This is a genomic window from Vibrio sp. K4, assembly GCF_051122595.1.
Classification (GTDB): Bacteria; Pseudomonadota; Gammaproteobacteria; order Enterobacterales; family Vibrionaceae; genus Vibrio; species Vibrio owensii.
In genome coordinates this window covers 1619750-1643468 of record NZ_CP178578.1, presented here as the reverse complement: position 1 = coordinate 1643468, position 23719 = coordinate 1619750, and the positions used below count along the sequence as shown (strand labels likewise).

Here is a 23719-nt window from a genome sequence, read left to right as displayed (position 1 = left end):
TAGAGTTTGAAATTAACTAAGACAAAGAACAACAACGTGAAGCCTCTAAAACGATACCAATACGAACGCTACGCCGTACTCTGCAACCTTGCCTACCCCAGAGTCTTTAAACAGACCCGCTATGGGTTCGATCCTAATGGACAGCGCATCATTAAAAACGAGTTTGGCAAAACCATGATTCGTGTTTTATGGAGTAAAAAGCGCACAGAAGTCGTTGTTGTCATCAAGGGCTCACACAGCATTAGCGATTGGCTTTTGAACTTTGCCATGTGGACTCGTAGCTGCAAGCGCCTTGGGCTTAACTATCGCATCCATGCAGGTTTCTACCATTTGCTATTTCAAGAAAGCCAACCTTCTCGAAATGAAGATCGTCTTGGTTTGAGCGTGATTGAACGGCTAGAAGCCACCGTCGTACCGCTGATTCTACAAGGCAAGCGCATCACCATTACTGGGCATTCATCGGGCGGCGCGATTGGTAGCGTGTTTGCCGATTATATCGAACGAAAGTACCCCAAAAGCATCAAGCGAGTAGTAACGTTTGGTCAGCCAGCAATTGGTGATTGGACATTCAAAAAACGATACAAGTTAGGACACAAAACCTATCGAATCTGTTGCGATATCGACATTGTTACCTTTATGCCTCCGGTACCTTTTCTCTACTGGCATGTGGGCAAAATGCTGTGGCTTTATAACGGTAGGATTTACGAGAACACACCAACGTTGATGCGGCTTGGACGCTCTTTGGTGAGTTGGTTGATCCGCCCTTTTTCCTATCACTTGATGAGTAAGTACATTCGAAATAAAGACTTCTTTGATGAGCGGTAATCCATTGCTTCCATTGCTTCCAGCAATCTGGGAAAAGGAACAGAAACAAAAAGAGCCAGTATTAAACTGGCTCTTTCTTCTTGATTCAGAATTACAAAGACGCAATTTCTTTATCAAGTTGGTATTTGTTGTCAGTAACGATACGCTCTAATACTTCGACGCGCTGTTTTAGGTCTTCTATTTGTTTATTAAGACCATCTCGCTCTTCTTTATTCATCTGCTTACGCTCAGAAATTTCGAGCGCTCTCACTTCTTTTCGATGATTGAGAATCAGCTTAACGATACCACCACCAAATATTGCACCGAATACAATCGCAACAATCAAAACGTCAGCCATAGATTCCTTTCCTTAATCTGCCTACTGATAATGCTCAGGTATAAAGTTACGCATATGTTTCATGAATATCAAACAAGACATTGATTAAATGCGCACTATTTTCGAAATTGGTCACACCTGCAATTTTACGAGCCTGATTATTTAACGCCGACCCAAACAGAAACCGAACCACCGTTCACTGGGAACTCTGCCCAACCGTTAGCGTCAGTCCAGACTTCTTCCGTGCGAATACCTAACTTATCGACGTAACGCGTACTTGGTGAACCTGTGTACATCCATTTTGTACCGCCAGGGCCATCACTCATGATAACCGCCATTGAGTTCGGGTGTTCTGCATCCCCTTCTCGCGTCCAACCAATCACATCCCAATGATCAAGGTAAGAGTGCTGCTTGCCATAAGCATAATCTTTACGGGCTTTCACCAATTTCTCAATATACGGCACTTTCACCATGTTGATGTCGTGTCCTTTATCGCTGTATTGTGCGCCGTAGTAATCCGCGTAGAACACTGACGGATAACCTTCTTCACGAAGCAAAATGAACGCGTACGCAAGAGGCTTGAACCACCAATCCACTGGAGACTCCAGCGCTTGCAGTGGTTGCGTATCATGGTTCTCGACCAATGTTACCGCTTTCACTGGGTTGTCCTTCATCAAGGTGCCATCCATGATACGGCGCATATCGAAGTTACCACCCGAGCGTGAAGCGTTATAGAAGTTCATGTGTAGCGGTGCATCAAACAATGACATGCTGCCAGAAGTCTTAGTGATAAAGTTATGCAGATTGTTCACGTCGTAGTTCCAGTATTCACCCACAGTGAACAGCTCTTTGCCAGTCTTCCAACGCAAGTAATCGATCCACTCTTGTAGGTACTGGTACTTGATGTGTTTAACCGCGTCCATTCGGAAACCATCCACACCCGTCATGTTTAGGTACCACTCGCCCCAGTCTTTCAGCTCTTGCTTCACTTCTGGGTGATCCATGTCTAAGTCTGCATACATGAGGTAGTCGTAGTTGCCTTTTTCAGAACTGACTTCCCAATCCCATGCTTTGCCGTCACCTTTGAATTTGAAGATCGCTTTTTCTTTACCTGCATCATCCCAGTCAACGCCGTCAAAGTGATACCACGTCCAATGGAAATCTGAGTATTTGTCGTTACGCCCTGGGAAGCTAAATTCGACCCATGCTTCAATCCATTTGTCGCCTAGCTCAATATTTCGGTTGTTCCAATCGACTCGCTTGGTGTCGACCCACGATTTACCATCCGCACCGCCACGGTGGTTAAATACCACATCACCATAAATTTGAATGTTATTTGCGTGTGCCGCTTTGATGGCATCGAGGTATTGGTCTTTAGTACCGTATTTGGTTCGCACCGATCCTTTTTGATCAAACTCCCCCAAGTCATACATATCGTAAACGCCATAACCGACGTCGTTGCTGCCACCAGCACCTTTATAGGCAGGCGGTAACCATAACGCGGTAAAGCCATTGTCCGATAGTGCTGGCGCGTTGTTTTCAACTTGTGTCCAGAGTGCACCGTCATTTGGCACATACCAATGGAAATACTGCATCATGGTTCCATTTTGAGCCGCCATTACCGGCGAACTGAGCAGCAAAGTTAAAGGTAAAAGTGTGGGTTTAAGGTTGAATGTTTTCATTATTTTTCTCTCACGTTTTAGGACGAAGCCCGAACTTAGAGAGCGCAAGACGGGTAGAAGAAATCCAACTAACCGTCTGTTGTACAACAAAAAGTTCGGACTACAATCGTGGAGAAATTATCACCAATCACCCTCTACAATTATTGAGATGTGTAACATTTATAAAACCAATAACTAATTGAGTGCAATTATTGAATCCCGATCAAATAATCAGGGAGGAGATAATAAGTAAACAGCAGAAAGAGGGATTAAAGCGCGTCGATTTCATTGCGCTAAAACGAAGAAAGCCCGTCATAATGACGAGCTTTCGAAAAGAATGGAGGCGCCTCCCGGAATCGAACCGAGGTCCACGGATTTGCAATCCGCTGCATAGCCACTCTGCCAAGGCGCCTCAACTGGAGCGACACACGAGGTTCGAACTCGTGACCTCAACCTTGGCAAGGTTGCGCTCTACCAACTGAGCTAGTGTCGCATAATTTGAGAAGGAGTCCCGAGCCGGAATTGATGCTCCGACACTCGGCCGGTCAACTTGACGGCGGGATATTAAATTCACCCACTCAATTTTTGGATGGTGCCCCGGGCCGGACTTGAACCGGCACAACGCGAACGTCGAGGGATTTTAAATCCCTTGTGTCTACCAATTCCACCACCAGGGCAACGCAATCAATGCGATGGTAACACCATCTGTTCTAACGACCTTCGCCGTGAGAACGAGGCGTACTTTAACGGATTAAGATTTCAGGTCAACAATAAATTTATTCTTTTTGATTCAGATGGTTAAAAACACGACTGAACGTATGGGAGTTGAGCAATTCGCTTAAAACTCAAACGGCTTATTCCACTATTTCTTGTTAAAAAAAGAGCCGCTGTTTAAGCGACTCTCCACATCATATCGGTTTAGTGCTTACGCACAGCAGTTACAGTTGCGCTTGTAGCGATCCATTTTACCTATGCCTGGGTTAAAAGTATTGGTTGGATCAAGTTGATGGTAGAACTTTTGCAGCGAGTTTTCCGCTTCGTACAGATGCCCTACGTTGTGTTCTGCTGGGTATTTAGCGCCGCGACTGTTCAGGTGTTCCAACATTAGCTTCTTCATCAGCTTGGTGTCGGTGCCCTTTTTGAAAACATAGTCTTGGTGGAATACATAACACATAAAGTGACCGTAATAGAGGGATTTAACGAGGTTCTTACTTACTTCCTCAGGTAATGTTTCTAACCACTCTTCATCGTTACGTCGTAACGCAATATCGAGAGCCACAATGTCTTCTACTTCCTTGCGGTGAATGGTTTCGTAACGAATTGCTGCACCTGCCGCTGCAAAACGGTGTAGATACGCTTTCTTACCCTCTTCTGGTGTGCATTCGAAGAAGTCACTATCGTGCTCAGCTGCCCAAACCTCTTTGAGGTATTTCTGTGCTTCGGCAATACCGCCGTCACTCATTTTAAGTACAAGATGGTGCTCGTACTTATCACGGTATTCCAACATGCGCTTAGGAAGATGCTGCGGGAACAACTTGCTTGCGTAGTAAAGAATAGTATCTGGCAGGTACTTGCTGACCAACGGAACACGCTCTAAGAAGTTTTCAACCTTAGCTTTAAGCGAGAACATCTTAGGTAGGTTATCTGTGCCTAATAAATCGATAGAAAGGAAGACATCTTTACCGTACTTCTCTGCCATATTGAAAATATCACGGTGAAGGTACTCGCCCATTTCTGGTAAGTTTTCGAATTGGGTAAGGAAGTCTTTTCTCAGCTTGGTCAGTTTATCTGGATCGTTAGTACCTAGGTAGAACACTTGCTCTTTTTCAGGGATTGGATAGCTATCGACTCGAACAGCGAAAACGCCAAGCTTACCCGCACAACCGCTCGCCTCGTACAGACGGCGTTCGTCGGCATTAAAGCGCGATGGGATATCAGAAGTCACATCACGAACGCGTTCGTCGTATTCTTTATCCGACGCCATACGTTCATCATGAATCACTTTGTCTGGGTCGAAGTTACCATCTTGGATATTCTGTAAGATCTCTTCAGGCGTCGAGCCTAATCCTTCAATACCAAGGTGGTTAACAAGATTGAGCTTACCGTCTTTGTCCACCTGAGCGAATATGGCTAACTCTGTATAAGCAGGGCCACGTTTAACCAAAGCGCCACCAGAGTTGTTTGCAATACCGCCCACGACGGTTGCGCCAAGAGAGGAAGATCCAATCACTGAGTGCGGCGCACGATTAACCGCTCGCAGCTCTTTTTCTAACGAATGTAAACTTGCTCCCGGAAGACAAACTGCTTGCTTACCGCCGTCTAACAGATAGATTTGCTTCATCTTGGTAATATTGATCACCACCACATCACGGTCGTAATCACTACCACTTGGCGCAGAGCCTTCGGTCAGACCCGTCTTAGCCGCTTGCATGATGATGATGCAATTATTGTCGACACATTGTTGGATGACCTTCCACTGCTCTAGCAGAGTCTTAGGAAAAACCACCGCCAATGCCGTGCCGCTTCCTGAGCGAAAACCGCTGCGGTAATACTTGGTTTTGATTTGATCGGTAAGGACATTTTCTTCCCCGACAATGGTGACAAACGCGTCGATGAGCTGCTTCTGTTTCATATCCGTATCTCTAGTTATTATGCCCAGCCAATATAAGTAGTCCGAATCTGAACGTCCATGCCACCAAAGTCCGATAACAACGCCCAGAGAAAGTTAACTACATTAATTACCCATATATTCAATTACTTAAAATTTTCAGAACTTTAAAATCAACAAAGAAACTTATCGTTTCCAAAAAGAAACAATAGCAAAGTACATTGTTAACAAATGTGCACGATATCGAAGAAAAGGAAAGTCGAAAGGGTCAACAAGGCCTTATATATCTGACCTTGAAAGAATATTCAGTCAAAACAAAACCACAACATATGAATATCATGACGTTATAGCAGCGTTATATGGCTGTGATATTGTCGGTTAATGAAGAAAATAGACAGATTGTAGAGTTTAAAATTTAGAGTGAATTCCTTCCATCAAAGGAGAATCACTCCTTTGAGAAAAGTTGAGCCATTAGAATTGATGGCTACGACGTTGAAAGCACTGATACAGGTGCTCGATAAAGATCTTAATCTTTTCTGGTTGCTGACGAGTGTATGGGTACACAGCATAAATGCCCAAACACTTAGCCGTTTCGTCTTTAAACAACTGAATCAGCTTACCCTGCTGCAAGTCTTCATAAACCAGTACCCGAGGCACATAAATGATACCTTGCCCTAGCAAAGCGACGTTACGTAACGCAGATGAGTTATTGGTACATAGATTCCCGTCCACCTTAACCTGATACACCTCATCATCACGCTTGAAAGCCCACTCACGAGCCCCTGTCTCTTGATAGGCGTAAACCAAGCAGTTGTGCTTAGTGAGATCGTCCGGTGTTTTGGGTTTGCCATGTTTGACGACGTACTTAGGCGATGCACACACAATCCAGTTTGCATCGACGAGCTTGCGTGCTATCAGGCTTGAGTCAGGCAAAACCCCAGTACGAATGGCAAGGTCAAAACCTTCGTTCACGATGTCAGCAAACCGGTTGTCCAGTTCCATATCAATGTTGATATCTGGATAAGCTTGGTTGAATTCAGAAATGACGGTAGGAAGGATAAGTTCACCAGAGATAGTCGGAACGGTAATCTTGATGTTGCCAGATAGACTCTTACCCAAACCAACAATGGATTCTTCTGCGGTTGCGACGGCTTGGTAGACACTACGAGCATGTTCGAAGAAGGATTGCCCTGCTTCTGTCAGTTTAAGCGTGCGTGTGGTTCGATAAAGCAGTTGAACACCTATCTCCTGCTCTAATTTGGCAATGCGCTTACTGACGACCGACTTAGTAAGTTCCATTTGTCTTGCAGCGGCGCTGAATGAACCCTGTTCAACCAAATGATAGAAAATAATGTAGTCGTCGGTATTTCTCATGTGTCTTCACTGCTTCCTTGTCGAAGAAGACATTCTAAAGAGATTTCGCACAGATTGCCGCAAGAAAGTTCACACTTGGCTTTTAAAGCCTGCCAACGAGAAAGGCGAGCTAATAAGGCTCGCCTTGTTTCTACTCAATTGAGTAACGTTCCTAGATGGTCTGTTTACTTCGTGAAGTGAATATCACTGATTTCAAACTCTACGCCAGCTTGGGTATTTGCCCATGCCGGGAAGATAGTGAACGTCTTAACAGTTTGAGCCCAGTACTTGTTATCAAACTTCTCTGCGAAGTTGGCCATTGGCACGGTCACTTTAATATCCGTATTCAGCGTAATATTCTCCCCGGCCAATTCCGTGACAAAAATGTCACCAGTATCCCCATCAGCATTCGCCAGCTTCAACACCAATCCGGTTTGATCGTTGTCAGGCTTTTGTGCCCCTAACGTCGATACATTAACCGTAAACACCAACGAACCCGCTTCAACAAAGTTTTCTAAGTTCTGTGCATCAAAGTTGAAATGCAACAGGCCTTTGTAAGCCTCTGGACTCGCGCTGTTATAAGTAACCGATGCACCATCAGCAGTTTGTGTTGCCGTCATGTGGATTTCACCGTCAGGGATAGGTCCCCAGCCTTCTGTCGTGTATTGGTCTGAGGTATTTATCTGTGTGTTAAAGTCGGTAATGATGTTGTACATGTCCCCCGTCAATGGTGGTAGCGCTTCATCAAGCATGTCTTCACAGCTAACTGCGTCCTCAGGTAATCCATCTGGGTTCGGAACATAACGAATCTTACCCAAATCAAACTCCACAGCCTCAGTTGAATACATCAAGAAAGACGTGTTCAACATTTGAAAACTCATCCCAGTGTCCTTCAAACACTGGAGCGGTACTTTGATCGTCGTCCAAGTGCTATCTGACGGTTCGGGTAACACTTTGTTGATGTTTACCTCACCGCGACAAGGATACTCACAGTGTGTCGACAACACTAAGCTCTCTGGCGCTGTTGTTACCATGCGAATATCAAACTCCAAAGTAGAATCGGCATTCATGTAACTGTTGTAGTCGGAACCCTTTTCATCTGGCGTTTGCATGTAAATTTGCGCGGCTGAATTACCAACGAAGTCGCCAGTTTCTCCAGAGAATTTTACGTTGATTGCTGACTGCTGCATGCCATCGTAGTTAATGCCTTTCGTCGTTACTGAGCCAATTGTGGTGGTGTCTTTGCTGATTTCCACGCCAGCCCAACCATTCGCACTGCCTGACATTCTCGCAACAAACTCACCTTTTGCGTCTTTACCGAAGATCTCTAATGGGAACTCAGCAATACCATTGTCTGGCTCGTCCATACCACAGCCATAATCACGTGGGTCGAGTGGAATGTCGTTTAAGTCTTCATACAGCGCTGGGACATCGGTCTGGTTCGCGTAGTTCAAACCATAACCATATGGGAATAACGGCTTATGTTCGCCTTCAATATCCTGCTCAATCAACTCACCGTTTATGCCATCAAGAGGAGTCGTGTAGTTAGGGATATTAAGCGCTTTGCGGTTGATTGTGGTCGAACACTTCTTAGCGCCCCACGAGTAAGAGAGCTTACCTTTGAAATCCGCGCCATCTTTTGCGAACAGTACATCCGTAATACCTAAACCTTCCGTTCCCGGCAGCCAAGCTGCAACGAATGCATCAGAGTTGTTGATCTCTTCATTTACGTAAAGCGGACGCCCAGAGAAGAATACCGTAACCACTTTGTATCCCTGCTCTTTTAGCGCTTTGATCGTATCAAGATCCGCTTGATAAGAGGCTTTTAGCTTCGAGAACTCAAGTGTTTGTGCTTTGCTGATGTCACCGAACATTTCCGCATAAGGATCTTCACCGATAACCACAAGCGCAATAGCTTCTTCAGGTGTTGTTGCAGAAGCATCAGTAAACACGTTTTCTTCACCAACTTCTTGCTGCATTGCCATAAGCACGGTTTGTGCGTTCGGGAAGTCTTTCTCTATCGTGTTGCCATCACCTTGCCAAGTAAGCGACCAACCACCAGTTTGCTTGGTGATGTCGTTGGCAGCCGAACCCGTTACCAAGAATTTCGCATCTGATTTCAAAGGTAGAATTTGGTCTTGGTTCTTCAATAGAACTAACGATTCTGAAACGGCTTGGCGCGCGATGGCGACGTGTTCTGGCGCGCTAAGCACGGATTGGTCACCCGCTAACGAACGCTCAGATGGCTTAGGTTTCTCCCAAAGGTTTGCACGCATTTTGACGCGAAGAATACGGGTTACGGCATCATCAATACGAGACATTGGGATAATGCCTGCGTTTACTTGGTCAATCACATTTTGGTAGAACGCTTGCCAATCGTTACGCGAGGTCACCATAAACACATCATTACCTGCGATTACAGCTTGCGGACAGTTTGCTGCTGTGCAGCCGTTGATCTCACCTTGTCCGTTCCAGTCTGTGACGACTAAGCCGTCAAAGCCTAATTTGCCCTTCAAGACGTCAGTAATCAGGTATTGTGAGCCGTGGATTTTCTGGTTTTGCATGTAATCGCCACCATCCTCAGCACCGTCGATACCGACCATAGGGTCGTAGTTCGCATCGTTCCACCATGAGTTAAACGAAGACATCACCACTTGTGCGCCTGCATTCAAGCCACCTATGTAGCCCATTGCATGGATGTTACGCAGATACTCTTCTGTGTAACGGTTCTCACCATGGTCAACGCCACCCAACGTACCACCGTCACCGACCCAGTGCTTCACGTTGGAGATTACGTTGGTGTCTCCTTTTAAGCCTTCTTCACCACCTTGAATGCCTTCCACCATGCGCTTCGCGTATTCATACACGATTTCAGGATCTTCCGAGTAACCTTCGTATACACGGCCCCAGCGATAATCACGTGGCGTGGCAACGGTCGGTGCGAATGTCCAATCAAGACCGGTCGCAACAACCTCTCTTGCGGTCGCTTTTCCTATTTCTTCAATCAGATCAGGGTTACGAGCTGCACCCAAACCAATGTTATGAGGGAAAACCGTCGCCATAAAAACGTTGTTGTGGCCATGAACCGCATCGGTTGCCCACATAAAAGGAATTCGGAATCCTCTCTCTGCGTAAGCTTCTTCTAGTGCCAACCAGAATTTATCCGCTTCGTCCGCCCAATCTTGCGCGGTTGAGTATTTATCGTCATTCGGGAAGCCGCCTCCGCCGTTTAAGATAGAACCTAACTTATAGGCTTTCGCTTCTTCAGGAGTGACTTCGCGCAGGTCGGGCTGAATCATTTGCCCCACCTTTTCTTCCAGCGTCATTAACGCAAGGATACGTTGGATTTCCGCTTCCATTGCATCGTCTTTCTTGATGGCACTGTCGACATCCGTCCATTCTGCAAAATAAGGAATTGGACTGGTTGAAGTCGCGTCACTGTCTGAGTCATTGCAGCCTGAGATCATCGCCATTGAGACGAGAATACTGACGATTGTTTTCTTTGTTCGTAGCACGTTATTGCTCCTGAAATATCTTGTTATCCAACGGGACCACACGTCAGAAACGTGCTAGTCACGACTAATTTTTCACTACAGGGGTTTTATTTAGACTACTGAAATAAATGATAAATAATTCTGTGTTAATCACAGAAATTAGCCGATCGGATAACCACGTTAGTTCATGAAACAAATAAACAAATTGCTGGTCTTGATGAGGTGCGCGAAGCTCTATGGCAAAAGGCACGTGGTACTTTTTAATGAGGTGAACGTTATTTCACAGATTCATAGAAATGTGATTTATTTTCAAATCTTGAAAAAACGCACTAGTGATAGTTCTTCCATATTCAACAAATTAAATCGGCATTAAGTTGCATAACTTTGAAGCATATTCACACAAATGACGTCGATTATTTTTTACTGCGTTTTAAGTTGGTTGCCAAGTTAACATCAAGAGAAATGAGATTGGATGATTGAGCTTACCGAGAGGAATTTGAGGTATAAAAAAAGACGCCATAAAGACGTCTCTTTTTTAAGAATTTGGAGGCGCCTCCCGGAGTCGAACCGAGGTCCACGGATTTGCAATCCGCTGCATAGCCACTCTGCCAAGGCGCCAAATTGTTTACGCTTAAAGGCTCTGCCCCGTTGCGTTGGTTGCTACTTTACGGATTCAGGAAATATAGTCAAACAAAAATCCAAAATTTCTGTTTGTTTGCTTTGTTTTAAACCAATCCGATGTTAATTCGACCTAAACCGTCCAGATTTATTCGTTTTGGTTAAAGCAAATCAAAATAGATAGGCAAAAGAAAAGCGGCAATCAGTGCCGCTTTTCTCTCTTAACTCTCGTGGTTAACCGTTGGCAACGCGTTTAAACAAGCGTCCCACTACGTTTGGATGGTAAGACCAAGTGTGGTCAAACATCGACATTAACGCTGGGTTGCCGTACTTCGACAAGCTAATGGCATGGAATCGGTTCTTCTTCGCTTTTAACGCATCGACTTTTGCAAGCAACTCATCTTGCTGTTTTGGCGCAATGAAGTCTGAAATAACAACCATATCGGCGTTTTTGTATTTGTCGCTGTTCATCAAATCGATGGATTTAATCAACGTTGGCTCCAAATCTGTACCACCATGGAAGCTGTAAGTTAAAAAGTCGGCAGCTTCACGTAAGCCATCCTGACGAGTTAACTCGTAAGTAATGTGCTCCGTGGAGAAGATAATCACATAACAATCACGTTGCTCCGCCAAAGCGATTTGCATCAGTGCATAAGCCATAGCCTTAGCACATTGTTCTGGGAAGCCACTCATCGAGCCTGATGCATCAACACAAACGATAAACGGTCCTTTTTCAACGTCCACCGCTTTATGATCGGGTTTGTGCGCTTTGACTTTACGCAATGTGCGAGACTTACCTTGCGTGCGGTAGTTCATCAAGCGTTTATCAACCAAATGCTTGTAGAACACGACTTCCAGCTCTGGGTAAGCCAAAAACATGGTTTCGTTCGGTAGCAGTTTGTTGAGATCGTCACTTTCATGAATACCGACGATATCGTCTGTTGCTTCGTCGCTCTTTTCCTCAACCATTTGCAGCTCTTCTGCTGGTGCGCGGTTGAGGTCAGGATCATTCACTTGTCCCGCCATGCGACCAAGCTGTTCTGCAATTTCTTGTAAGCCTTTGTGCTTTTTAAGGAACTCTGCGTGGCGCTTCATCACGGTTAAGTCGGTTTTACTCAACTTAGCGGACGCCATATCCCATAAGCGCCCTACGCTTTCTTCGTCACCGGACTCCGTCACTTTATCCATGTTACGCATGGTTTCCATACGTTGATAAAGATCGTTAAGGACTTTTTCTTTGTTCTCTTCAAGCTCAGAAACTTGCGCTTGTTTGATTGCTTCGGCAAGGCTTTGATACCACTGGTCACAGAAGTAATGAGGGAACATTGGGTTATTCACCCCCTTGTTCTTCTCCATCATGCGACGCGCTTGCATATAAAACGCTGAGTGCCATTCAAGCTTCTTGATCACATCATCAATGCGCTCAAAGAACTCGTTCTCATCCCAATAAATGACTTCTTGGTAGAGCGCGAGTTCCTGTTGAAAACGTTCTGTCTCACAGACTTTCGTCATGCGCTTTTTCACGTTGCCACGCCATTTAAGCAGATGGTTTTTCACTGAGGATTTCATGCCTCGGTTTTCTGCCATCATCATGACTTGTGAACGCGCCATTAAATCGTTAACCGCACTATCAATGATGCCTGAATCTGCCACCATGAGCGCTAAGTTGAGTCCGTCTGCACCTAACATGTCGTCTCCTTAAGAGAAAAACTGATGTAAGTTTTTGAAGCGTTGAATGATCTTCTCGCTTTCACCTTGGATAGACTCAAGTCTCTGGCTCACCTGTTGCAGACTCGACTCCATTAGACGTGGTAACTCTGGATCCACGAAACTGTGTGGTAATGCGCCATGGAAGTTGGCTTTAACCTTGCGCATATGATGTTCAGCTTCACTCAATTGGCTGACTGCTTTTTCGCTTTCTGCCAACCATTTTTGGTAAAGCTCAACATCTAAACCTTTTTGGGTGACCAAGCTCACCAACACGCCTCGGTTAGCAATGTCACGGATCACTAGGTTGTTGGCGGCATCGACATCAAAACGCAGACGACACATATTGGTGTTTTGGTTCACGTAGCCATACACATCGCCATGACCTTCTTTGATCACTCGGTCAAGTTCGTCTTTTGGAACGTATACCCAGCGGCTGTCACCCTTCTCTGATTCAGAAACCGACATGTTACTTTGCAGAATAACCAGCTTAACCAGATTCACCGCCGCGCCTACTTTGTAAGTTTTCGCTTTGGATGTATCGAAGCTCATGGTTTCTTTGCGAAGCAGACCCGTTGCCGCTTCTGCGTTTAGCGTCATGCGATATTTGTCTTCAAGCTCATGCTGAACATCAACCAAAGATTCACGACAGTATTCGATCTCTTGTTCTGCTTCTTGCTGGTCAAAGGCATGCTTAAGAGCGAACTCTTGAATCACACCGCGAACGACATCGCGTGACTCAGGGCTGTTCCATAAACAATCTTGAAGTAGCAGAAGATCAAGTGGATTGATCTCGTCACGCCCATTAAAGAACGCACTTGCTTTAAGCAGCTTGACCGCTTTCTTCCAACGGCGGTCTGACACGTACATGTCTGTTAATGATGCGTCGCCAAACTCAGACTCAACTTTGGTTTCCAACATGGTTTTTAGTTGGAACAGCTTTTCGAATGCGTTGTCGGTCAGAGTAAGTTTGTCGAGTTGCTGCTGCCAGCGGTGGTATTCTTCGTCTGTGATCGCCAAGCCCTCTGGAACTTGCGCTTCTTGAGATGTACCCACCGTCAGCATGGACTTGAAGTTTTGTTTATCCTGAATGCGGTTTACAAACACGCGCACCAACATACGGTCGTAAAGTGCGTCTAAGCCGCTGTCTTCATCTGGCAGCTCGTTTGATGCAGAAACCAAAAGACGCATCGGTACACGTTCGATATCGCTGCCGTTTTTAAATGTCTTTTCGTTCACAACGGTCAAAAGCGTGTTCAGAATGGCAGGACCTGCTTTCCAAATCTCATCAAGGAAAACCACTTGCGCCGTTGGTAAGTACCCTTGAGTAAGACGTACATAACGACCGTTGTCTTTTAGCTCTTGAATGCTCAATGGACCAAACACTTCTTCAGGTGTTGAGAAGCGCGTCATGAGGTATTCAAAATAACTGCTATTATCAAAAGCTTGGATAAGTCGTTTTGCGATTAGGCTTTTTGCGATCCCTGGAGGACCAAGCAGGAAGACGCTTTCGCCGGCAAGAGCGGCAAGAAGACAAAGTTTGATGGTGTGTTCGCGTTCGTAAACGCCATCAGTTAACGCTTTCGCTAGCTTGTTGATACGCTCTGAAAGAAGCGCCTTTTCTGCATTAGATGCGAAAGATGGTTGAATCATAGAAGCTCCGGCTGTTGAACTGAGGCTGTATATATAATTTTATACATTTGTTATCACTTTGTTACAAGTGTATTTTTTAGTGAACCTCGTTTATACCAGATGCTCTTCGCGCGCGTGCGCGAGCAACCATAGTTTTCATTTATGAGACATAACTCACTGAATGTGCTGGTTTCGCAAGAGTATGAAACCATTTTCTTCTTTTGTTTCCGGTGGTTTGTGGTTAATGTGCAAAGCACGTCAATGCGCGGTTACAGCTAGGATCCACAACTGCATGAGCAATACAATTCATAAATGGAAGCAGATTTCTCTAGTCGAAGAGGAAGTTAAACTACCAACTGGTCGGATGATCACACATACCACTATCCAACACCCCGGTGCTGCCGTTATCTTACCTATTACTTCAGATGGCAACATCGTTCTTGTTAATCAATTCCGTCCCTCTCTTAACAAATGGCTGCTTGAATTGCCTGCTGGTACACGTGAAGGCGATGAAGATCCTTTGCACTGTGCTCAAAGAGAGCTGGAAGAAGAAACAGGATACAGCGCCGAAAAGTTTACATCGCTTGGTCAAGTTACTCCTCTTGCTGGTTTCTGTGATGAAATCCAGTACTTGTTTGTTGCCGAACAACTGAACAAAACCAATCGATACGAGTGTGACGACGACGAAGTTATTGAAGTAGTGACATTGTCACGAGAAGAACTCGAACAACAAATTATTCAAGGCATTATTACGGATGCCAAAACTATCGCTTGCCTAAGCAAAGCTCGTCTTTGCGGTTATATTTAGGTCTTTTCGACCGAGGAGAGAATTATGGACTTTCGATCAGATACCGTTACGCAACCTACACAAGCAATGCGTGAAGCAATGTTTACCGCTCCTGTCGGCGATGATGTGTACGGTGATGACCCAACCGTTAACGAGTTAGAGCAATTTGCGGCTGAGCTTGCGGGCTTTGAAGCGGCAATGTTCACAACCTCAGGCACACAAGCAAACTTACTTGGCTTAATGGCACACTGTGAGCGCGGTGACGAATACCTATGTGGTCAGCAAGCGCATAACTACAAGTACGAAGCTGGCGGCGCGGCGGTACTGGGGTCTATTCAACCTCAACCGATTGAAAACAACCCAGACGGTACTTTGCCATTTGATAAGCTAGAAGCCGCTATCAAGCCAGATGACGCGCACTTTGCACGTACTCGCCTACTTAGCTTAGAGAACACCATCAATGGTAAAGTGATTCCTCTTTCCTACCTTGCTGAGGCTCGTGAGTTTGTGAACAAACATAACTTGCAGATGCACCTAGATGGCGCTCGCGTATTTAACGCAGCTGTTGCGCTTGATGTTCCAGTGAAAGAGATTGGTCAGTACTTTGATTCAATGACTATCTGTTTATCTAAAGGTTTGGCTGCCCCTGTTGGTTCGCTACTGCTTGGTAGCAAAGAGTACATTGCAAAAGCACGCCGCCTAAGAAAAATGGTCGGCGGTGGTATGCGCCAAGCGGGTATTCTTGCTGCAGCCGGTAAACTAGCCCTTACCGAGCAAGTAGCAGAGCTAAAACAAGACCACATCAATGCAAAGACATTAGCGGAAGGTTTAGCGGAATTGCCTGGTTTCTCTGTTAATCCAGAATTTGTTCAAACCAACATCGTTTTTGCCAAGCTTGATCCACAAGTCGATATTGCTGGTATTGCTGAAAAGATGAAGGAGCAAGGCATCACAATTACGCCAGGAAACCCAATCCGCTTCGTGACGCACAAAGATATTTCGGCACAAGACATCGATACCTTCCTATCTAGCCTTAAATCTCTGCTTTAACTTGATTTTGATCATTGAGCTTCCCCTAAGGGGAAGCTTTATTCTATGCGCTTTCAAGAACTACAATGAGTGCATTTCATGCTTAGATACGTGCTTCTAACGTCTCTTCTTCTCTCTTCCTCTGTTGTGGCGAAACCTTTCGGTGACGTTGATAAAGGCAAACTTAAATCGCCAAGCTGTGTTTACTGTCATGGTTCGAACGGCATGACGACAAACGACGCTTACCCTAACCTAGCCGGTCAGAATGCTCAGTACCTGTATGATTCTATGAAAGCCTATCAAGATCGGCTTCGCTTAGGTCCTTTGGCAGAAATGATGGCAGCCCAGTTACGCATGCTGAATGATGAAGATTTGCGCGATGTTGCCGCGTTTTATTCAGAACAAACACCTCATGCAGAAAAGTGAATAATTATGGGACTTGTGAATCACCACAAGTCCTAACTCCGTTTTCATTCGCACAACATCTAACCAAAACAATTAACCATTAAATCATTGATAAGCAACTCAACCCTCTTCAGATCAAATTATTGATGAATTTATAGTTCATCAACTCAGTTAATATTGACTTTTTATTCTATTTTATCGATATTTCATGCTTTCTATAATTCGACGTGAAATAGGTTATGTCTCACACACACGCTCAGCCATCGGAATCGGCGGCAACCCCTAAATCATGGCAGATGCCTGATACCCTCATTTTGATCTTCATTGTTGGTATTCTTGCTGCGATTCTTACCTACTTAATCCCTGCTGGTCATTTTGATAGCCAACAGGTGACCTACATGGTCGACGGTGCAGAAAAAACTCGCACAGTTATCGATCCATCTTCTTTCTCTTATGCAACCGACGAAAACGGTGAATTGGTTTACAACAAGGTTGGACTGTTCGCGTCAGGCGGTGGCATTGGTCTAATGAACTTCCCATTCGAAGGTCTGGTTTCAGGCTCTAAATGGGGCAGCGCGATTGGCGTTATCATGTTCATGCTGGTTATCGGTGGTGCATTTGGTGTGGTAATGCGCACAGGCACAATCGACAACGGTATCTTACGTCTTATCGACAAGACCAAAGGTAACGAAGCGCTATTCATTCCAGTTCTGTTCTTGCTGTTCTCTTTGGGCGGTGCAGTATTTGGTATGGGTGAAGAAGCCGTTGCATTTGCGATTATCATTGCGCCACTAATGGTTCGCCTTGGCTACGATGGTATCACTACAGTTATGGTGACCTACGTTGCGACTCAGATTGGTTTTGCAACGTCTTGGATGAACCCATTCTCGGTAGCGATCGCGCAAGGTATTGCTGGTATTCCGGTTCTGTCTGGTATGACTGTACGTATGGGCCTGTGGGCTGGCTTTACACTTATCGGTATTGCTTTCACTATGATCTATGCAGCGCGTATCAAAGCAAATCCTGAGCTTTCTTACAGCCGTCGTACTGACAAATACTTCCGTCAGCAAGAGCTAGGTGACCACGAATCTCGTTGGAACCTAGGTGACACCCTAGTTATCCTTACGGTTATCGCAACTACCGTATGGGTTGTTTGGGGCGTAGTAGCTAACGCATGGTACATTCCAGAAATCGCGTCACAATTCTTCACTATGGGCTTTGTCGTTGCGATTATCGGTACGATCTTCCGTCTGAACGGCATGACGCTAAACTGTGCGGCTGACGCATTTAAAGAAGGTGCAGCAATCATGCTTGCCCCTGCTCTATTGGTTGGTTGTGCGAAAGGTGTATTGCTTATCCTAGGTGGCGGTACTACTGATGAAGCGAGCGTACTGAACTCGATCCTGAACAGCGCTGGTGGCGTAATCAGCGGTCTTCCTGACGTTGCTGCGGCTTGGTTGATGTATGTTTTCCAATCGATCTTCAACTTCTTCGTGACTTCAGGTTCCGGTCAAGCAGCGCTGACAATGCCTCTATTGTCTCCTCTTGCAGACATCGCTGGCGTTACACGTCAGGTAGCCGTTCTAGCATTCCAACTTGGTGACGGTTTCACTAACGTTATCGTACCAACTTCAGCGTCTCTAATGGCAACACTGGGTGTATGTCGTATCGACTGGGGTGACTGGGCGAAATTCTGCTGGCGCTTTATGCTATTACTCTTTACCCTATCGAGCATTGTCGTCGTCGCAGCTCACGTGATGGGTTTTGCGTAAACTGATTACCAATATCCCCAAGCAACTTAAACGCGAAAGCGGAGTTTGGGTATAAAGAATAAGGCGAGACAAGGTTCTCGCCTTTTTTAATTCAAGCCGTATGGCAAACAAGCATCAAAGTAAGATGTTTTGGAGTGACAACTTTAATGGCAACACAATTTCTGGATGACGTAATTCAAGGTCATCAAGTCATTCAATCTCTTGACGTAACAGACTTGCCTGCAGGCGAGCATAAGTTTTGGTTCCGTATCGCAACCAACGCCCTATCTCAGTGGCAACATTTACCTGTGTTGGTTTTCAAAGGCGAAAAACCGGGTAAGAAAATCATGATCACAGCAGGTGTTCATGGTGACGAATACAACGGTGTTTTAGCAGCTCAAAAGACCGCTCGTGAACTGATTGGTAAAGACATCGCAGGTACTGTAACTGTCGTTCCGACCATCAACCTGACGGGTATGCTGAACCACAGCCGTGACTTCTTCTCTGCGGATCCAGATGCATCTCCTTCAAACTTAAACCGTTTCTTCCCTGGCGATGCAAACGGCAACGAAGCAAACCGATTCCTATTTGCTTTGTGGAATAACCTTCTTAAGCCAAACGCAGAACTGGCGATTGATTTACACACTCAAACCACTGGTGCTGCTTACCCGCTGTACGTTTTTGCCGATTTCCGTATTGAGCAATCTCTGGAAATGGCTCGCCTCATTAACCCAGATGCGATTCTTAACGATCCGGGTGACGCAGGTGTACTTGAAACCGTCTGGAACAACAGCGGCATTCCAAGCATCACCATCGAGGTGGGCATTGGTCGTTACACAGAACAAGAGCTGATCGACCGTACCGTGACTGGCATCTTCAATATCCTTGTTCGCCATGACGTAGTAACTGGTGAAGTTGCAGAAATCACGCCTTGCCTAGAAGGTAAAGACATAATCAGCATTCGCGCTGAATTAGGTGGTTTTGTACTACCACAAGTGAAGATGATGGATAAGGTAGAACAAGGTCAATTGGTTGCAATTCAATACGACAGCTTTGGTGATGAGATTCAGCGTTATACAGCCCCGACAGAAGGCACGGTACTTAGTCACAACATTGAATCGATCCGAGCACCAGGCTCTTTGGTTGTTCGACTGATTAAGTAATACCTTTGAATTTAATAGTTCGTAATTTCAGACTGTTAAACTCAAAACAATAACAAAAAGCCCTGCATAACTTGCAGGGCTTTTCTTTTTTGGTCTCTTCAACAGCTTCAGCTAAGCTTTGCGTGACAATGTCACCAATAAAACCAAAGCTGCACACGACATAAGAACAAATCCAAGGTTTTGAATCATTCCAGCTAAGCCTAGACCTGAACCAATCATCAAGTAGTACATTAATCCTAGCAATGCCCCTGCACTGCCCGCTTGTTGCTTGTAATCAACTAAAGCGGTGCTCAGAACATTTGGAATCGCGATACCAAATGCCATCACAATGAACAACATTGGGGCCAAGAACCAAATCGATGTTTGCAGCATAAACACACCGAAGCCTCCGATGATCAAAAATGCTGATGCAATCCAAAGCAAATGCGTTTGTGAGCGACCTTTTGCTAGCAATGACTTGTTCATCAAACTGCCAATTAAGGTACCAACGCCCAATATCACACCGCTGTATCCGAACTGCTCAGAACTCAGTCCGAGCTGCTCAAAAGTGAATGCGCCCAATTGGTAGTATGCGAATAAAGCAATGTTGTAGAGCGCAACCAACAACGCAGATTGCCAGATTTGAGCATCTTTCAACATTCGTCCAAGCAATGAACCGATGTTTAGCGGCTGCTTTTGAGTTTGTGTTTCAGGTAGATTAACCGCGTTGTAGCACAGCAAAACAAGCGCCAAAATAAACAACGTAAAGAACACAACCTGATAGCCACCGAGTGCTGTTAACTGACCACCGAGCAACATGCCAATCACAGGGCTAATGGAAATACCCATGCCCATAACACTGAATACTTTGCTTAGCTCATCGCCTGAAAAGCTGTCTCTTAGCATGGTTTGTGTCACGACCGACCCAACCGCAATACCAAAGGCACTGAACGCGCGAGCTATCATCATCACATCAAAGCTTTCTGTTTGCATAGCGACCAAAGCAGATACGCCATAAACCAGCAACCCTGCCAGCATGGTCGGGCGTCTGCCCCACTTATCTGCCAAGATTCCCCAAACCACCACGCCAATCGCAAATGCAGAAAAGTAGATAGATAGGGTTTGCGCTGCTTGTGAATACGTCACAGCAAACGACTGAGCAATATTACCTAGCGCTGGGCTGTATATGGTCTCCACAATTTGCGGAAACATCAGCATCACCACCATCAATCCAATAGAAGGTTTCGTTTTCATTTTTACCTCTCTGTCCCACTCCTACAGATGTTTAAGTGGGTAACGAACTTAACTTGGCGTGCAGTATAGAAGGCGTTATGCTTTACCCATTAACAACATTAAAACCAAAAACATCAAGATTCGGACAAATGGCAATTATTGAAGACAATACTCGATTTGATGCGGACGCAATTGCCGCGAGTGTAGTTGGTATCGCAGCGGATGTCGGCAAACATGATTCCGGTATGCACGAACACAAGAAAGGACAATTGCTTTATGCGCCACAAGGCTGCATGACGTTCGCACTCGATAACTCTATTTGCACCTTACCACCAACCAAAGCGGTGTGGATTCCGCCGCATACTTCTCACAGAGCTGTCATGACCAACGTTGTAGCTTACCGTTCACTCTATTTCGATTGCAGCCAATACAGCTGCCCGAAAAATATCGTGATGATTGAGGTGAATGATCTTTTAAAAGCACTGATCGACAAAATGGCATTGTGGGAATGGGATATTGAAGAAACGAAAACCCAAGCGACGAGCACTTTGTTTTGGGAAGAGTTTTACCAAGCGAAGCAGTTTGAATTCTCTTTACCCTTGCCTTCTGATCGACGTTTAACAGGGTTTCGTAAGGCAATGACCAAGAGTGATTTTATAGCACCAGAGTTAAACCAACTGTCACAAACCGTTGGCGCGAGCAGCAAAACCATCACGCGCCTATTTAAGGCCGAGACTGGCATGGCTTATCAAGATTGGCGTCAACAATGGCGGCTACTTAAGGCTATTGAGCTCTTATGTGAAGAAAGACAAGTCAGTGATGTTGCCCATTGTTTGGAGTTCTCATCAGACAGCGCATTTATTGCGTTCTTTAAGAAACAAACCGGACAGACACCACTGAGTTTTATGAAGCACAGATCGTTGTTATAAGGCGATCATTTCGCGTGTTATTTAGTTTGGTCTACGAGAATTAGCTCGTCCAACGCAAAGCCTTTCTCTTTTGCTACTTGTTTGAAACGCTCGACCGTTGCTTTATCGACAGTTGGCGTGCGTGACAGTAGCCATAGGTAGTCGTGATTGAAACCAGAGATAAATGCGTAGTCGTAGTTCTCACCTAGTTCAAATACGATGTAAGACGAATAAAACGGACCGAAGAAAGACACTTTTAAATGCCCTGTGTTTTCACCATCAACGAAATACGCTTTGCCGTCAGCTTGCGTCCATTCTTTATCTTCTTCTGAATAACCTCGGTTGATAACTGTTACACCACCATCCTCACGAAGCTCGTATTCAGCCGTCACATTCGATAAACCACGCTCAAAAGAGTGATCAAGACGCGCAATTTCATACCACTTACCTAGATATGGTTGAAGTTCAAAGTTGTTGACGGGCTCCACGCCGTCCGGTTTAGACGTACAGCCAAACAACGTTGCAAGAGACAAAAGTAAAAGTGTTTTAAGAGATTTCATACAGCAACCTGAAATTAAATTAGTGTCTGATTTTACTATAGAAGATAAAAATTCGATCAGAAATTAATGTATCGAAATTCTCCACAGGACAGTCCTACGTCTTGGAAACCTTGTAGTGCTTCAAACACATTAAAGTGGCTCACGACAACAACCTTTCGATATTGGCGGTAGCGTTCCAGCACCAACTCAGCCCGTGCTTTTAGCTCATCAACATGTTCGTAGCGATTATCGGCCATTGGAAGACCCGCTTTTAACAGCTCTCGGTATTCGAGCCAGCGTCGGTCTCTTTCATTCAATGTAATGTAGCCGCCTTCTTTATCAGCGCGCCACTCTCTCAAGTCATGCTCAACAAACAGAGGCAAACCGCGATGACGATTGAGAATTTCTGCAGTTTGAAGAGTACGCGTATAAGGTGAGCTGATGATGATTTCGGCACCATTGAAGACTGGATGATTGAGTTTTTCTTGCAACACAGGCAAATGCTCTCGGCAAAGCGGCGCATAATCCTTCTCAAGTTGGGTCATCTGCCGCTCATCTGCTAACGTAAAATCCGGCACACCATGCCTTACAAATACAATGTCCATATTGTGGTGCTCGTCCTTGTTAAATTGCTATTGAGAAATTGGAGTCAGTTTTAGATAGGAGTGCACTTCTCCATTTTTGTATTCAATCGCAGAGTGGATGGAAGGTTCACGATTTCCCACAACAGAAAGTTCATAAGTGTTTTCACCTTTGTAGATAGTGATATGAAGTACGCCAGCCTCTAGCTCCCAATGCCCTTTGGTATGAAGGCGTCCAAACAAGGTGTATTCATCAAGTGAACCATCTGCATGCAAATGTACCTCTGTGATGTAGCCTCCCGTGCAACTCTTGATCCAGCAACGATCACTGACTTCTTCGAAGCGTACTTCTCTTTTGCTTGCCTTCCATTTTGAGAAACGTTCCGACTCAGCAAAAGATGCTTCGATATCGGAATGTTCTTTTATGGGCGCTCCTTCAAGCTCGCGTAAGCAAAGCTGAATCCAACTAGTTATTTGCATGGAATGTCCTTAAGGTTTCAATTGCCCTTTTTACGCCTAAACGTGGGCTGCTTAATACTGGAATGTCGACATCAACTAATGATGCGGCACCTGACATAGAAGCTTGTGCCAATACGATTACGTCATAATCACGAGCCTTTTGCTCTATTACCGCTTTGATCTTGTCGTAATAACCTTGGTTATCTTGGTCGAGAAAGCGTTCCCAAGCACCTTCAACCACAAACGTATCTAACTGACGGATACAATTGCCCTCACTTGTCTCAAGTAACGCCAAGCTGGGCTCAATGGTTGTCGATAATGCCGCGAGTAACAACACTCGCTCATGAGTGACAGCTTGGTCACCCATCGCGCGGTCGATACGCTGAACGTTAACGCCCTGCTTTGTAAGCGATTCAGCAAAGCGACCAATTGAGGAGCAGGTACAAACCACCAAGTTTGCTTGTTCAGAAAGCTCTCGTACTTTGCCTTGTACGGATTGCTCCACCTTAGATTCGTCCTCTCCAGCAACCAAACGCTCCAACAACTCAGCATCGGCAAAGTGTGCGACTTTTAAATCAGGTGCGAGCTCTGTCATCAGTTCGGAGAAAGGTGGAATGTGTACGGGTGAAGTATGAAGAAAATATAGGTCGTATGGCTTCATGCTAAGTTGT

At 45.3% G+C, this 23719-nt stretch carries 19 protein-coding genes and 4 tRNA genes; 7 read left to right on the top strand and 16 right to left on the bottom strand.

The genetic code is table 11. From position 1 onward, the window contains the following. Nucleotides 1–36: 36 nt before the first annotated feature. Nucleotides 37–825: a lipase family protein gene (locus ACLIIY_RS24795; RefSeq protein WP_005440995.1), complete on the top strand. Its 789-nt coding sequence runs from the start codon at nucleotides 37–39 to the stop codon at nucleotides 823–825. Between the two features lie 91 nt (nucleotides 826–916). Here ACLIIY_RS24795 and ACLIIY_RS24790 read toward each other — a convergent pair whose 3' ends face one another. The 11 genes from ACLIIY_RS24790 to ACLIIY_RS24740 form a co-directional block, all read right to left on the bottom strand. After that, the gene (locus tag ACLIIY_RS24790; protein WP_005440998.1) at nucleotides 917–1162 is read right to left on the bottom strand and encodes a hypothetical protein; all 246 of its coding nucleotides are present in this window, start codon (nucleotides 1160–1162) and stop codon (nucleotides 917–919) included. A 137-nt stretch (nucleotides 1163–1299) separates the two neighbouring features. After that, on the bottom strand, nucleotides 1300–2823 hold the full coding sequence (amyS, locus tag ACLIIY_RS24785) for an alpha-amylase (RefSeq protein WP_132697214.1): 1524 nt from the start codon (nucleotides 2821–2823) through the stop codon (nucleotides 1300–1302). A 317-nt stretch (nucleotides 2824–3140) separates the two neighbouring features. After that, nucleotides 3141–3214: transfer RNA gene (locus ACLIIY_RS24780), tRNA-Cys, on the bottom strand. Between the two features lie 5 nt (nucleotides 3215–3219). Beyond that, a tRNA-Gly gene (locus tag ACLIIY_RS24775) sits at nucleotides 3220–3295 on the bottom strand. Nucleotides 3296–3392: 97 nt separating this feature from the next. Further along, nucleotides 3393–3479, bottom strand: a tRNA-Leu gene (locus ACLIIY_RS24770). Nucleotides 3480–3727: 248 nt separating this feature from the next. Further along, nucleotides 3728–5434, bottom strand: coding sequence for a D-lactate dehydrogenase (dld, locus tag ACLIIY_RS24765; RefSeq protein ID WP_061010526.1), 1707 nt, complete (start codon nucleotides 5432–5434; stop codon nucleotides 3728–3730). Between the two features lie 447 nt (nucleotides 5435–5881). Then, entirely contained in the window at nucleotides 5882–6784 is a 903-nt protein-coding gene (locus tag ACLIIY_RS24760) for a LysR family transcriptional regulator (RefSeq protein WP_418112318.1), read from the bottom strand. Between the two features lie 164 nt (nucleotides 6785–6948). Continuing rightward, nucleotides 6949–10236, bottom strand: coding sequence for a glycoside hydrolase family 3 N-terminal domain-containing protein (locus ACLIIY_RS24755; RefSeq protein ID WP_434529521.1), 3288 nt, complete (start codon nucleotides 10234–10236; stop codon nucleotides 6949–6951). Nucleotides 10237–10801: 565 nt separating this feature from the next. Then, a tRNA-Cys gene (locus tag ACLIIY_RS24750) sits at nucleotides 10802–10875 on the bottom strand. 234 nt (nucleotides 10876–11109) lie between these two features. Continuing rightward, nucleotides 11110–12564 carry an ATPase RavA stimulator ViaA gene (gene viaA, locus ACLIIY_RS24745; protein WP_005443815.1) on the bottom strand — a complete coding sequence of 485 codons (1455 nt, stop codon included), beginning with the start codon at nucleotides 12562–12564 and terminating at the stop codon, nucleotides 11110–11112. A gap of 9 nt (nucleotides 12565–12573) precedes the next feature. After that, nucleotides 12574–14235 carry an ATPase RavA domain-containing protein gene (locus tag ACLIIY_RS24740; RefSeq protein ID WP_053052493.1) on the bottom strand — a complete coding sequence of 554 codons (1662 nt, stop codon included), beginning with the start codon at nucleotides 14233–14235 and terminating at the stop codon, nucleotides 12574–12576. Nucleotides 14236–14506: 271 nt separating this feature from the next. On the opposite strand from ACLIIY_RS24740, the gene ACLIIY_RS24735 reads away from it, so the two are divergent. The 5 genes from ACLIIY_RS24735 (at nucleotide 14507) to ACLIIY_RS24715 (ending at nucleotide 19349) form a co-directional block, all read left to right on the top strand. After that, nucleotides 14507–15022, top strand: a complete 516-nt coding sequence (locus ACLIIY_RS24735; RefSeq protein ID WP_017818795.1) for an NUDIX hydrolase — start codon at nucleotides 14507–14509, stop codon at nucleotides 15020–15022. Between the two features lie 24 nt (nucleotides 15023–15046). Then, nucleotides 15047–16051: a low-specificity L-threonine aldolase gene (gene ltaE / locus ACLIIY_RS24730; RefSeq protein WP_434528709.1), complete on the top strand. Its 1005-nt coding sequence runs from the start codon at nucleotides 15047–15049 to the stop codon at nucleotides 16049–16051. A 78-nt stretch (nucleotides 16052–16129) separates the two neighbouring features. Further along, nucleotides 16130–16456 (top strand): c-type cytochrome, encoded by a 327-nt coding sequence (locus ACLIIY_RS24725; protein WP_239967495.1) that lies wholly within the window; start codon nucleotides 16130–16132, stop codon nucleotides 16454–16456. A 218-nt stretch (nucleotides 16457–16674) separates the two neighbouring features. Next, nucleotides 16675–18207, top strand: a complete 1533-nt coding sequence (gene yfcC, locus ACLIIY_RS24720) for a putative basic amino acid antiporter YfcC (RefSeq protein WP_171371512.1) — start codon at nucleotides 16675–16677, stop codon at nucleotides 18205–18207. A 146-nt stretch (nucleotides 18208–18353) separates the two neighbouring features. Continuing rightward, entirely contained in the window at nucleotides 18354–19349 is a 996-nt protein-coding gene (locus ACLIIY_RS24715) for a succinylglutamate desuccinylase/aspartoacylase family protein (protein ID WP_434528708.1), read from the top strand. A gap of 111 nt (nucleotides 19350–19460) precedes the next feature. On the opposite strand, the gene ACLIIY_RS24710 is transcribed toward ACLIIY_RS24715, so the two are convergent. Next, entirely contained in the window at nucleotides 19461–20582 is a 1122-nt protein-coding gene (locus ACLIIY_RS24710; RefSeq protein WP_114321929.1) for a multidrug effflux MFS transporter, read from the bottom strand. A gap of 128 nt (nucleotides 20583–20710) precedes the next feature. Here ACLIIY_RS24710 and ACLIIY_RS24705 point away from each other — a divergent pair, with 128 nt between their 5' ends. Next, nucleotides 20711–21490, top strand: a complete 780-nt coding sequence (locus tag ACLIIY_RS24705) for an AraC family transcriptional regulator (RefSeq protein WP_434528707.1) — start codon at nucleotides 20711–20713, stop codon at nucleotides 21488–21490. A 17-nt stretch (nucleotides 21491–21507) separates the two neighbouring features. On the opposite strand, the gene ACLIIY_RS24700 is transcribed toward ACLIIY_RS24705, so the two are convergent. The 4 genes from ACLIIY_RS24700 to ACLIIY_RS24685 are packed head-to-tail and all read right to left on the bottom strand — an operon-like array spanning nucleotide 21508 to nucleotide 23709. Further along, entirely contained in the window at nucleotides 21508–22029 is a 522-nt protein-coding gene (locus tag ACLIIY_RS24700) for a lipocalin family protein (protein WP_005444070.1), read from the bottom strand. Nucleotides 22030–22085: 56 nt separating this feature from the next. Further along, entirely contained in the window at nucleotides 22086–22613 is a 528-nt protein-coding gene (locus ACLIIY_RS24695; RefSeq protein ID WP_434528706.1) for a histidine phosphatase family protein, read from the bottom strand. 27 nt (nucleotides 22614–22640) lie between these two features. Next, nucleotides 22641–23069, bottom strand: a complete 429-nt coding sequence (locus ACLIIY_RS24690; RefSeq protein ID WP_042606073.1) for a hypothetical protein — start codon at nucleotides 23067–23069, stop codon at nucleotides 22641–22643. Next, entirely contained in the window at nucleotides 23056–23709 is a 654-nt protein-coding gene (locus ACLIIY_RS24685) for an amino-acid racemase (protein ID WP_434528705.1), read from the bottom strand. The genes ACLIIY_RS24690 and ACLIIY_RS24685 overlap by 14 nt, the downstream gene beginning before the upstream one ends. Nucleotides 23710–23719: the final 10 nt, after the last annotated feature.

Excerpts from the sequence above, each read along its gene's own strand:
- ACLIIY_RS24790 (WP_005440998.1), bottom strand. The coding sequence starts at position 1,162 with ATGGCTGACGTTTTGATTGTTGCGATTGTATTCGGTGCAATATTTGGT.
- amyS (WP_132697214.1), bottom strand. The coding sequence starts at position 2,823 with ATGAAAACATTCAACCTTAAACCCACACTTTTACCTTTAACTTTGCTG.
- dld (WP_061010526.1), bottom strand. The coding sequence starts at position 5,434 with ATGAAACAGAAGCAGCTCATCGACGCGTTTGTCACCATTGTCGGGGAA.
- ACLIIY_RS24760 (WP_418112318.1), bottom strand. The coding sequence starts at position 6,784 with ATGAGAAATACCGACGACTACATTATTTTCTATCATTTGGTTGAACAG.
- ACLIIY_RS24755 (WP_434529521.1), bottom strand. The coding sequence starts at position 10,236 with ATGGCGATGATCTCAGGCTGCAATGACTCAGACAGTGACGCGACTTCA.
- viaA (WP_005443815.1), bottom strand. The coding sequence starts at position 12,564 with ATGTTAGGTGCAGACGGACTCAACTTAGCGCTCATGGTGGCAGATTCA.
- ACLIIY_RS24740 (WP_053052493.1), bottom strand. The coding sequence starts at position 14,235 with ATGATTCAACCATCTTTCGCATCTAATGCAGAAAAGGCGCTTCTTTCA.
- ACLIIY_RS24735 (WP_017818795.1), top strand. The coding sequence starts at position 14,507 with ATGAGCAATACAATTCATAAATGGAAGCAGATTTCTCTAGTCGAAGAG.
- ltaE (WP_434528709.1), top strand. The coding sequence starts at position 15,047 with ATGGACTTTCGATCAGATACCGTTACGCAACCTACACAAGCAATGCGT.
- ACLIIY_RS24725 (WP_239967495.1), top strand. The coding sequence starts at position 16,130 with ATGCTTAGATACGTGCTTCTAACGTCTCTTCTTCTCTCTTCCTCTGTT.
- yfcC (WP_171371512.1), top strand. The coding sequence starts at position 16,675 with ATGTCTCACACACACGCTCAGCCATCGGAATCGGCGGCAACCCCTAAA.
- ACLIIY_RS24715 (WP_434528708.1), top strand. The coding sequence starts at position 18,354 with ATGGCAACACAATTTCTGGATGACGTAATTCAAGGTCATCAAGTCATT.
- ACLIIY_RS24710 (WP_114321929.1), bottom strand. The coding sequence starts at position 20,582 with ATGAAAACGAAACCTTCTATTGGATTGATGGTGGTGATGCTGATGTTT.
- ACLIIY_RS24705 (WP_434528707.1), top strand. The coding sequence starts at position 20,711 with ATGGCAATTATTGAAGACAATACTCGATTTGATGCGGACGCAATTGCC.
- ACLIIY_RS24700 (WP_005444070.1), bottom strand. The coding sequence starts at position 22,029 with ATGAAATCTCTTAAAACACTTTTACTTTTGTCTCTTGCAACGTTGTTT.
- ACLIIY_RS24695 (WP_434528706.1), bottom strand. The coding sequence starts at position 22,613 with ATGGACATTGTATTTGTAAGGCATGGTGTGCCGGATTTTACGTTAGCA.
- ACLIIY_RS24690 (WP_042606073.1), bottom strand. The coding sequence starts at position 23,069 with ATGCAAATAACTAGTTGGATTCAGCTTTGCTTACGCGAGCTTGAAGGA.
- ACLIIY_RS24685 (WP_434528705.1), bottom strand. The coding sequence starts at position 23,709 with ATGAAGCCATACGACCTATATTTTCTTCATACTTCACCCGTACACATT.